The sequence below is a fragment of the Bacillota bacterium genome, from assembly GCA_013178125.1.
Taxonomy (GTDB): Bacteria; Bacillota; SHA-98; order Ch115; family JABLXJ01; genus JABLXL01.
Genome location: JABLXJ010000020.1, coordinates 38,256 through 46,520 on the forward strand (window position 1 = coordinate 38,256; position 8,265 = coordinate 46,520).

Consider the following 8,265-nt stretch of genomic DNA (forward strand, 5'->3'; position numbering starts at 1 on the left):
GATGAAAGAATACAATAAGCACGCTATCCTTAGGCTTGTGAAGGAGAAAGGGCCGGTTTCCTGCACTGAGATCAGCCGGGCGCTCAATATAAGCCGCACAACAGCAACAGTGCTCGCAAACGAACTGTGCAGTAGCGGCCTTCTGAAGGAAATCGGGTACGGCGAATCACGCGGAGGTCGTAAGCCTATACTTTTCGTGTTCAACCCCGATTATGCATCGGTTGGTTCGATTGAGCTGGGCGCTACCAGGATGGCGTTGGCACTTACGGATCTGAACGCTAGGGTTTTTGCATATGACGAGGGGACCATCGGAGAGCCGGATCCCGGTAGCCTCGTCGAGGTGTTGGTCACCCGAATGCGGTCGCTGCTGAAGCAGGCAAACATCCCTGAGGACCAGCTTCTGGGCCTCGGGGTGAGCGTTCCGGGTCTGGTAGACAGCGAGACGGGGAAGCTACTCAAGGCTGTAAACCTCGGTTGGGAGAACGTTCCGCTTCGGTCGCTCCTCGGGCAACGGCTACAGGTGCCCATTTACATCCTCGATAAGGGCGACGCAGGTGCCCTGGGTGAGAAGTGGTTTGGCGCTGCGCGCCAGTGCGACGATTTCATCTACGTTACAGTTGGAACCGGAGTCGGCTCTGGAATCATCTCTGGGGGGCAGCTCTATAGAGGGGCGCGCCATGCTGCTGGCGAGCTCGGGCATATTACTGTCGTTCCAAACGGGCCACGGTGTAGATGTGGGAACGTGGGCTGCGTTGAGCTTTACTGCTCGGCCAGCGCGATAGCGAGAGGCGCCGCAGCGAAGAGCGAGCCTGGCTCCACTCTTGCCACGAAGCCCGATCTTACGTGTAGAGACGTTTACGAGGCTGCACTTGGCGGAGATAAGTGTGCTATAGAGGCGTTTAGGGAAGCAGGTACATTCCTCGGGGTCGCGTGTGTAACACTCGTGCATTTGTTCAACCCCGCGATGCTGGTATTCGGAGGAGGCGTAGCTCAGGCCGGGGAGCTCATTTTGGAACCGGTACGTGCAGTTCTCAAGGACCGGCTCATGAGAACCCCGCTTTATGATGTTGAGGTGGCGAAGGCCGGTCTCGGAGTGAACTCCGGCCTCATCGGCGCGGCAGCCTACGTGATTCAGGAGTCTCTCGCACCGAGGCGAGTGGTTGCCGGCGAGACTCAGATAATGGGGAACTCTCTCGGATTAATTGGTAGATAACTGGGAAACAGGGTTCTCTGCCAATTCTAAGGAAAAGAGTTGATATTGTTTGGTCTAGACTCCCTTGTACATTGATAATCGAATAGAGTACGCCCTTCTCATGGCTCTCTCTCATAGCTCTATAGAAAATAAAATAGACATGGTACGTATAGCCCGTTATGATCTATTCTAATCAACCTAAATCTAGTGTTATGAGGCCTTTAGCGTAGAAGATTGCCTCTCTCGTTGCCATGACTGTATTAGATCTTTGAAATTCTTTGAAATCGATGTTTGATTCTACAAGCCATGCATCTATGGGACGGTGGAGTTTCTCTTCAGGGCGGGCGTAAATATCAGGCCCATGCGGAGGTGGGGAACCCAGTTGGAGTTTACCACGTCGATGGAAAGGGGGGAGGTAGGTAGTTGGGATGTAGGTATTCTTGGGCATTACTTGGCGACGGACTAAGCGATGTAAATAAAGTGCTTATATAGCTTTATATGAGGAGGAAGAAAAATGAAAAGAATCAGTAAGACTCTGCTCATGGTGATGATCATCGGGTTGATCTTCACAATCAGCATTCCGGCGGTGTCTTCGAAACAGTTAACAATTGGCGTAGTGATTCCCTATGAGATTGGCTGGTTTGGGGCGTTCAAACAAGGCTTTGAGCTTGTGGCGAAACAAGAAGGAGTTAAGCTGGTTTGGCAATATCATGGTTACAAACCGGATCAAGAAACAACCGCTATTCAAAACCTTATTACCATGGCTGTTGACGCCATCAATCTTACAGCTGCTACTCCCGACAGCGCTCAATACTCCTGCAGCCTAGCCAATGATGCCAAAATCCCCATTCAAATTACTGAAAGTGGTCTGGCCCCGGGCAAAGGAAAACCGATTGCCGATATCGATTTCAACTGGGAGCAGATTTATCGCTATATTATTGACAATCTCCGGAAGGATGAAGAGGGCCCGTTATCCCTGGTATATATTTCAGGGTTTGCCGGCAGTCCGCCAGTCCTTCAATATATTAAGGGCTTGACTGATGAGCTCAAAAAAGTAAAAGATGTCAAACTAGCAACTGATATTCAATACGGAGACTATGCTACTGCTAAATCCTTGGGAATTATGAAAACAATTATTCAGTCCGGTGTCAAGTTCAACGTAGCGCTGGGTGCTTGCCAGGAGATCACTGAAGGAATCATCCAAGCCCTGAAAGAAGAGAACATCCCTCGCGATAAGGTGGTGGTCGTCTCCGTCAACGGTGGCCCGATGGATGTTGAGAACTTCAAGACGGGTGATCTGGATTACGCAATAAGTCAATCCCCATCACTGCATGGAATGATCTGCGCTGAGAACCTGATTTCATACCTGAAGGGCCGGACATATCAAAAGAAGGCTTATTCCCCGTTCATTTGGGTCAGCGCCAAAACTTGGCAGGAAAAGCTGATCCCTTGGGATATGGATGTTAGTTGGCTTCCGGTCGTTAAAGAATTTGTGAAGACGGGAGTCTACAAACCCCAATTGCGGAAAAAGTAGGATGTCCTAGTAAGTGTGAATAATGCCCCTAATCAGGGGCTTGAAAGAATCTCTTCAGCCCCTGATTAGGGGCATTATTCTAGTGATATATAAGGTTTGGAACCGAGGGATATCAAATGGAACAAGGTAATATCCTGGAAACCGTAAAGATCTGTAAGCGATATCCGGGAGTTCAAGCTCTTGACGAGGTTGATTTCGAGCTAAAATGCGGGGAGGTCCACGCTCTCGTTGGCCAAAACGGTGCTGGTAAATCCACCCTAGTTGAAATCATCGCGGGAACAGTAAAACCCGACTCCGGGAAGATTATCATTAGCGGCAAAGCATTCAACTACCTTGAACCATCCAAATCCATTGAACTTGGTATTCAAACTGTTCATCAAGAAAATCAGTTGGTCGAAGAGCTTTCGGTGGCCGATAATATTTTTTTACACGATCTCCCAAGCAATAAGTTTGGATTCGTCAACGAATCAGCCTCTGTGAACGCCGCGACTAACTTACTAAAAGAACTTAATATCGCAATATCTCCAGATCGAAAACTAAGTGATTTAACCTTTATCGAAAGGAAACTTGTTAGTTTAGCGAAGGCAACCTCGCGTAATGCTCAAATTTTGATCCTTGATGAACCAACCGCTTCCCTTGATGAAAAAGGCAAAAACATCCTGTTCAAGTTAATCAGAAAGTATACGGAAAAGGGCCGGAGCGTGATTTATATCTCCCATCATCTCGGAGAGATTTTTGAAATCTGTGATCGTGTAACGGTATTAAAAGATGGCCGGAAAGTCGGTACCCACCAGGTGAAAAAGATTAGAATGAACGATATTATTCATCAGATGATCGGCCAATCCACTACGTCGCTATACAACCGAAAACGAAGTGAAGCGCCCGGGGGAAAAGGTGAACATCTTGAGGTGATCGATTACCACCGCCAAGGGGTGGTTGACCATATTTCGTTCACTGTTCAAAAGGGCGAGATTTTCGGTATCGGAGGCCTCGTTGGATCTGGGCGAACGGAGCTTGCGCGGATGATATTCGGGCTAGATAAAAAAGATTCAGGGCGGCTCGTTTATTGTGGCAAAGACATCACCCCCAAAAATCCCTCTGATGCAATTCAAAAAGGAATTGGTTTTCTGACTGAGGATCGAAAATCGACAGGATTGATTATGAAACGGCCTATTTTTGAAAACATCAGCCTGGTACAGCTCGCTAAGAGCTCTTCCTTCTTCCTTAACTTGATAAAAGAGTATGTTGAGACGAATGTGATATCTCAAAAGCTGATGGTGAAGACTCCATCCAACTCCCAACTCGTTGGAAACCTGAGTGGTGGAAACCAACAGAAAGTTGTACTCGCCAAATGGCTTTTCGCCGGGTCAAATATTTTAATTATTGATGAGCCTACAGCTGGAATCGATGTTGGAGCCAAAAGCGAAATTTACAAGCTAATGGATGAACTAGCAGACAAGGGTAAAATAATTATCATGATCTCTTCCGATAATCCAGAGCTGGTCTCTATCTGCGATCGTGTCGGCGTGATGCGGGATGGACGGCTGGTTAAAATTCTTACCGGTGAAGAAATCACTGAAGAAAACATTCTCCACTATTCAATGGGAGTTGATGAAAAGGGGGGGTTGCCTTGAAAGCGCTCGTGATAGCTAATGAAAGGCGAAGAGAAATTTTGAACAATCAGTCGCTGGTACGGATTGCCTTAATAATTATTATCTGTACCGTATCTACTATCGTCAATCCTCGGTTTGCCAATGTGAATAACATCATTAATATTTTTCAACAAATCTCCGTACTCGGAATCATTGCCAGCGGAGTTGGAATGCTATTGGTCGCCGGTGAAATCGACATCTCGGTTGGGGCCCAAGTCTCACTGATAGGTGTGATTCTGGCGATGATCATCCAAAAAGTAGGGGGCTTGCCGAATGGTAATCCTTTGATCCCCATGCTTGTGCCTTTCGCCATTCCAATAGCAGTCATTCTTGCGTTTCTTATTGGGGCAATTATGGGCATGATTAACGGCATCACTGTAGTCAAGACCAAGGCTCCTTCGTTCATTATTACTCTTGGTTTTAGTTCAATGTATAGCGCTATTGCGTTATTGGTGACCGGTGGTGGTTCCTATATGTTGTTTGGCCGATTTCAGACTTTAGGGCGGGGGAAAATATTTAATTTTATCCCCGTCTCAATCCTTTTCTTCCTCGGCACAATGACTGCCGCTTTTATAGTCCTTAAATACACCAAGTACGGGCGTTTTTTGTATGCAATCGGGGGAAATAAGAAAGCAGCCTACGTTTCCGGCATTAATACCCGGAGAATTATCTTAACCGCATATGTAGTTGTCGGTATCGTAAATGCGTTGGCTGCCTTAATCCTCATCTCACGTGTCGGATCGGCCCTCGCCAACACCGGAGATTCCTATTCTCTCGACGCGCTTGCTTCGGTAATTGTCGGAGGTATTTCCCTCCACGGTGGTAAAGGTGATGCCATCAGTAGTTTTCTTGGAGTTGTATTGATTGGATTAATCAGTAATTCCCTGGTAATCATGAATGTAACTCCTTTCTTGCGAGGACTTGTTATTGGCCTTGTAACCATCGCGGCGGTGACGGGGGGTTCTCTCTCTGATAGTCGGGAATAGATCTAACCGCGGTATGCACTAAAATAAATATCTGGGGGGAAATCCGTATGAAGAAGGTAACACTTGCTCTCCTGGGAGCAGGGGACAGGGGAATGAACGCCTATGGAAGTTATGCGCTTACAAACCCGGATGAGGCTGAGTTTGTAGCAGTGGCAACCCGAAATAAAGACCGAAGAAAAAAGTTTCAACAATTGCATGGCCTAAAAGATGAAATGTGCTTTGCGAGTTGGGAAGAATTGCTGGATCGACCTAAGCTGGCTGATGCGATCTTAATCTGCACTCCTGATCGGATGCATTTCCACCCGGCGGTGAAAGCTATTGAAAAAGGTTACCACATTTTACTTGAGAAGCCAATCTCGACCGACCCAGGTGAGTGTTTAAAAATCGGTGAGTATGCTCAAGAGTATGATCGGGTATTTATGCTATGTTATGTTTTACGCTATACCCCATTTTTCCAAGCCCTGAAGAAAATTCTAGATAATGGTAAAATTGGAAGGCTTATATCCATCCATTACTCGGAAAATGTAGGTATTATGCATTATGCCCATAGCTTTGTAAGAGGAAATTGGCGGAATTCGGAAGAGTCATGCCCGATGATTCTGTCAAAATCCTGCCATGATATGGATATATTTATTTGGCTAGTGGGCGCTAAATGTGTCAAGGTATCATCGTTTGGTAAATTGAGTTACTTTGTGGAGGCAAATGCGCCGAAGGGCGCTTTGTCAAGGTGTCTTGATGGTTGCCCGGCAAAATATGATTGCATATTCTATGCACCGGATGTCTATCTGAGGGAAAATTCCGGATTTTCATCTACGGTGATTAGTGTAGACACCTCTGAGCAAGGACGCATCAATGCCTTGAAGGACGGCCCTTACGGTAGATGTGTTTATAAATGTGATAATGATGTGGTGGACCATCAACTGGTAAACCTTGAATTTGAAAATGATGTGACCATAAGTTTCTCTATGTGTGCCTTTACCAATGAGTGTACCCGAACCATGAAATTAATGGGGACTAAAGGAGAAATCAGAGCCGCCCTTGATAAAAACGAATTAGAGATTACTGATTTTATGTCGGGTACCCGAGAGGTGATCCACCTAAATCCATACCAAGACAGGCATAGCGGCGGCGATTATGGCATCATGCAGGACTTCATCAGGTCAATCAATGGGGTGGGTAAAGAATTAACCAGGGTGACAAGCGCAGTAGAAAGCCATATCATCGCCTTCGCCGCTGAAAAATCGAGAAGGGAAAATCGTGTGATAATGATTGAGGAGTATATCGAAGAATTAAAAAAGCAGATGAAGTAACGCTCCACGAGGTTCGTAATGGGCATACGACGACATAGCTTATGCTGATACGACATAGGTGGTGTGCATTTTATGAAGCCTAGAGAGCGAGTTCTTACTACTCTAAACCGGTCTCTCCCCGACAGAATACCGAAATATTTCGAGTTTACGCCCCCTGTTTTAGAGACTTTTAGGAAGATGACAGGGGCGGAGGATCCAGCAGAGTACTTCGACCTAGAGGTCAGGAAGGTAGAGTTTGCTCCGAGCCGGAAAGTAATAGACTTCTCGCGATATCTTGGTAATCTTCCACCCGGAAGCACCGTAAATGAATGGGGCATTGGTTTTATAAAGGGGTCTGGTTATGCCCATTTCGAGGATATGGTCCACCCTCTTGCACGGGCGAAGAGTATTGAGGAGATAGAAGAATACCCATTTCCTGACCTTACCGAAGAATATCGCTGGAGGGACGTTATAAAAGAGGTAGAGGAATGGCACCGCCGCGGGTATGCTGTCATGGGCCTTCCACCCTTTTTTGATGGCACCATATTCGAGACAGCGTGGGGACTTCGAGGGCTTGAGAACCTTCTGATGGATTTTGTACAGAACGAAGCCTTTGCTGCTGCTCTTCTCGACAAGGTTACTTCCCTTTCTGAGGAGACGGCAGCCATAATGGCGAAGGTAGATGTAGACATCCTTGTCACTGGCGATGACGTTGGGATGCAGAGCCGAATGATGATGAGCCCTTCCATGTGGCGCAAGTGGCTAAAGCCTCGACTCGCCCGCGTGATTAAGGCAGCAAGGAATGTAAAGCGGGATATTCTGATTTTTTATCACAGCTGCGGGTATGTCGAGCCGATCATACCGGAGCTGATCGAGATCGGCGTGGATGTGCTGAACCCCGTTCAACCCGAGTCGATGGACCCAGTTAAGCTGAAGGAGCTCTATGGGGAGAGGCTCGCCTTCTGGGGGACCATTGGGACTCAGAGCGTCTTGCCATTTGGCACTCCGGAAGATGTAAAACGACAGGTGAAGTATATGATTGAAACGGTAGGGAGGGGTGGGGGATTGGTTTTGGCCCCCACCCATGTGATAGAGCCGGAGGTCCCCTGGGAGAACATCATGGCGTTTATCGAGGCGGTGAATAGCTAACCCAACTTCCGCACTCTGAACGCTGGAACCCTTGCGGTACCTATGTTCATTGTCAAATTACGTCACTATCTTGCGACCATGTCTTCACCGGTTTGATCATCCGTGGTGATACGCCTAGCGCCTTGATGGTTGGTCAGCGATTCCCGCATGGTTGCCCAACTCGTGTAAAACCCTCTGTCTTGCAGCGTCTTCTCTATGGAGACGAGCAGGTGATATGCAAGCACGCACAAGAATATGTGGGTCTCTACCCGGTTTTTCAACTGATGAAAGATTGGTCTCTCAGCAAGGGGACTCTTCATGGCCCGAAATGCCGACTTTGCCAATCTGGTTTTGAACAGTCGGTAGTCACACAAATCGGCTCAAATGGGCATAATGACGCCATCTGTGGCACCAAAGCCTAAAACAGGCGTGTTACTACACCTTCAAGATTTTGGAACAGGGATCTTGTAATACTTGGGTGGCA

6 protein-coding genes are annotated in these 8,265 nt (G+C 47.3%); all 6 read left to right on the forward strand.

Features of this window, described 5'->3' with window-relative positions:
* The first annotated feature begins 1 nt into the window (after position 1).
* The gene (locus HPY71_13315) at positions 2–1,213 is read left to right on the forward strand and encodes an ROK family protein (protein ID NPV54472.1); all 1,212 of its coding nucleotides are present in this window, start codon (positions 2–4) and stop codon (positions 1,211–1,213) included.
* Positions 1,214–1,706: 493 nt separating this feature from the next.
* A complete protein-coding gene (locus HPY71_13320; protein NPV54473.1) occupies positions 1,707–2,726 on the forward strand; it encodes a sugar ABC transporter substrate-binding protein in 1,020 nt (339 codons plus the stop codon).
* A 116-nt stretch (positions 2,727–2,842) separates the two neighbouring features.
* Positions 2,843–4,360 carry a sugar ABC transporter ATP-binding protein gene (locus tag HPY71_13325; protein ID NPV54474.1) on the forward strand — a complete coding sequence of 506 codons (1,518 nt, stop codon included), beginning with the start codon at positions 2,843–2,845 and terminating at the stop codon, positions 4,358–4,360.
* The gene (locus tag HPY71_13330; GenBank protein ID NPV54475.1) at positions 4,357–5,364 is read left to right on the forward strand and encodes an ABC transporter permease; all 1,008 of its coding nucleotides are present in this window, start codon (positions 4,357–4,359) and stop codon (positions 5,362–5,364) included. Before HPY71_13325 ends, HPY71_13330 begins: the two co-directional genes overlap by 4 nt.
* A gap of 47 nt (positions 5,365–5,411) precedes the next feature.
* A complete protein-coding gene (locus HPY71_13335) occupies positions 5,412–6,674 on the forward strand; it encodes a Gfo/Idh/MocA family oxidoreductase (GenBank protein ID NPV54476.1) in 1,263 nt (420 codons plus the stop codon).
* 72 nt (positions 6,675–6,746) lie between these two features.
* Positions 6,747–7,802: a hypothetical protein gene (locus HPY71_13340; protein NPV54477.1), complete on the forward strand. Its 1,056-nt coding sequence runs from the start codon at positions 6,747–6,749 to the stop codon at positions 7,800–7,802.
* Positions 7,803–8,265 lie beyond the last annotated feature (463 nt).

Bases quoted from the DNA above. Each gene is read 5' to 3' on its own strand.
- HPY71_13315 (NPV54472.1), top strand. From the start codon at position 2: ATGAAAGAATACAATAAGCACGCTATCCTTAGGCTTGTGAAGGAGAAA.
- HPY71_13320 (NPV54473.1), top strand. From the start codon at position 1,707: ATGAAAAGAATCAGTAAGACTCTGCTCATGGTGATGATCATCGGGTTG.
- HPY71_13325 (NPV54474.1), top strand. From the start codon at position 2,843: ATGGAACAAGGTAATATCCTGGAAACCGTAAAGATCTGTAAGCGATAT.
- HPY71_13335 (NPV54476.1), top strand. From the start codon at position 5,412: ATGAAGAAGGTAACACTTGCTCTCCTGGGAGCAGGGGACAGGGGAATG.
- HPY71_13340 (NPV54477.1), top strand. From the start codon at position 6,747: ATGAAGCCTAGAGAGCGAGTTCTTACTACTCTAAACCGGTCTCTCCCC.